The 2,417-nt window shown below is 69.1% G+C and carries 2 protein-coding genes and 1 other RNA gene; all 3 read left to right on the top strand.

The annotated features are described in order from the left end of the window. Positions 1-28: 28 nt before the first annotated feature. The 3 genes from ACFWGJ_RS43295 (at position 29) to ssrA (ending at position 2,374) form a co-directional block, all read left to right on the top strand. Positions 29-1,195 (top strand): S41 family peptidase, encoded by a 1,167-nt coding sequence (locus tag ACFWGJ_RS43295; RefSeq protein ID WP_387334476.1) that lies wholly within the window; start codon positions 29-31, stop codon positions 1,193-1,195. Positions 1,196-1,288: 93 nt separating this feature from the next. Continuing rightward, a complete protein-coding gene (gene smpB, locus ACFWGJ_RS43300; protein ID WP_387334477.1) occupies positions 1,289-1,834 on the top strand; it encodes an SsrA-binding protein SmpB in 546 nt (181 codons plus the stop codon). Between the two features lie 151 nt (positions 1,835-1,985). Beyond that, positions 1,986-2,374: a transfer-messenger RNA gene (gene ssrA, locus ACFWGJ_RS43305) on the top strand. Positions 2,375-2,417 lie beyond the last annotated feature (43 nt).

The raw sequence follows: 2,417 nt of genomic DNA on the forward strand, positions 1-2,417 counted from the left end.
CCCTTCTCGTTGTCCTAGACTCACCCGCATGTCAGGCCGTGACCTGTTCTGTCAGCCCCGCCGCATCCGCCGCGGGGCGGCCCTGACGTTGGTCTTCGCGAGCGTCCTCGCGGCGGGCGCCGCGACCGGCGCGTTCGACACCCCCGGCCGGAAATCCGTCTCCCCGGCGGCCCGTACCGCACAGGCCGGCCACCAGGACGACGTCGCCGACGCCGCCGCCGAGGCGATGGCCGACGGCAAGTCCCCCGTGGAGGCCGCCGAGCGGGCCGTCAGCCGCAGCGGCGACCGCTGGGGCGCCGTCTACTCGCAGGGCGAGTACGAGGAGTTCGAGGAGGCCCTCGGCGGCCGGTACACGGGTGTCGGCCTCTGGGCCCGGCGCGAGCGCGGCGGACGTATCGAGGTGACCCGGGTCCAGTCGGGCTCGCCCGCCGCGACCGCCGGGATCCGCAAGGGCGACCGGCTGCGCAGCATCGACGGGCACCGTGTCGACGGCAGGCCCGTCACCGAGGTCGTCTCGTTACTGCGGGGCGACGCCACCGGCGCCGACGCGGGCACCGCCGTCGACCTCGGACTGCAGCGCGGCACGCGCGCGTGGAGCGAGACCCTGCACCGGGCGCGGCTGTCCACCGACTCCGTGAGCGTGCGCGAACTCCCCGGCGGCGTCACCGTGATCAAGGTCGCCGCCTTCACCAAGGGCTCCGGGGACCTCGTACGGACCGCGGTGGCCAGCGCGCCCGTGGAGGAGGGGATCGTCCTCGATCTGCGGGGCAACTCCGGCGGCCTGGTCACCGAGGCCGTCACCGCCGCCTCCGCCTTCCTCGACGGCGGCCTGGTGGCCACGTACGACGTGAACGGCGACCAGAAGGCCCTGCACGCCGATCCCGGCGGCGACACCACCAGACCGCTGGTCGCGCTCGTCGACGGCGGCACGATGAGCGCGGCCGAGCTCCTCACCGGCGGTCTCCAGGACCGTGGCCGCGCGGTCGTCGTGGGCTCCAGGACCTTCGGCAAGGGCTCGGTGCAGATGCCGAGCCGGCTGCCGGACGGCTCGGTCGCCGAACTGACGGTCGGCCACTACCGCACTCCCTCCGGGCGGACGGTGGACGCCCGGGGAATCACCCCCGACCTGGAGGTCGAGGAGGGCGCGCTGGAGCGCGCCGAGACCGTCCTGAGCGGACTCGGGGACGCCGAGTGACCCGCCACCGCACGGCCCGCGTGGCCGCCGGCCCGCGCTTCGCGTAATCGGCTTTCCCTCCGGCCCCCCTCTAGTGCGAAAATGGCCAGCACTATGAGTAAGGGCATGTACGTACCGAAGGAATCCCAGCCGAAGCAGGGAGGTGGCGCCAAGGCCGCCGTCAAGGACGGCAAGCGCAAGATCGTCGCGCAGAACAAGAAGGCCCGGCACGACTACGCGATCATCGATGTCTACGAGGCCGGGCTCGTCCTCACCGGCACCGAGGTGAAGTCGCTGCGCCAGGGGCGTGCCTCGCTGGCCGACGGCTTCGTGCAGATCGACGGGAACGAGGCGTGGCTGCACAACGCCCACATCCCCGAGTACAGCCAGGGCAGCTGGACCAACCACTCCGCGCGCCGCAAGCGCAAGCTGCTCCTGCACCGCGAGGAGATCGACAAGCTGGCCTCGAAGTCCGAGGAGACGGGTCACACCATCGTGCCCCTCGTCCTGTACTTCAAGGACGGCCGCGCGAAGGCCGAGATCGCGCTCGCGCGGGGCAAGAAGGAATACGACAAGCGCCAGACGCTGCGCGAGAAGCAGGACCGGCGTGAGTCGGACCGGGCGATCGCGGCGGTCAAGCGCAAGCAGCGCGGCGAGTAGCGAGCGGGCTCCGACGGCGGGCAGCGGCCGGCCGCCGGGAATACAGTGGCATCGACGTGCGTTGGTCACGTACGATGGCAACGCACCTCACAGCGGGTGCACACTCCCTCCTCGGAGGGGCCCTCTCAGGAGGGTTTTGAAAAAACAACATGGGGATGATCGGTTTCGACAGCGGCTGTCGAAGCAGGGGAAGCGAGCCGAGGAAGCGGCAATGATCTCGTTAACCATATGTCGCAACCAATAATCGCCAATTCCAAGAGCGATTCCCAGTCCTTCGCCCTCGCTGCTTAATAACCAGTGACTGAAGGACCCTAAATGGGTGTCAGCCCGGGGGTGTTCCCGACCCGGATCCTGGCATAATCAAGGGAACTAAACCGTCTGGCCCGGTCACGGGGTGAGACGGGAAATCAAACAGTGACTGAGCCCGTCGGAGACTTGTTCGCGTGATCTCCGGGGCTGAGAAAATCTAAGCGAACTGCGCTCGGAGAAGCCCTGATTCTGCACCGTTGGACGCGGGTTCGATTCCCGCCATCTCCACTTTCCCATGTTCAGATGTACGGACGAAGGCCCCGCTGCCATAGGC

Origin of the sequence: Streptomyces sp. NPDC060205 (assembly GCF_042728395.1) — a bacterium.
Taxonomy (GTDB): Bacteria; Actinomycetota; Actinomycetes; order Streptomycetales; family Streptomycetaceae; genus Streptomyces.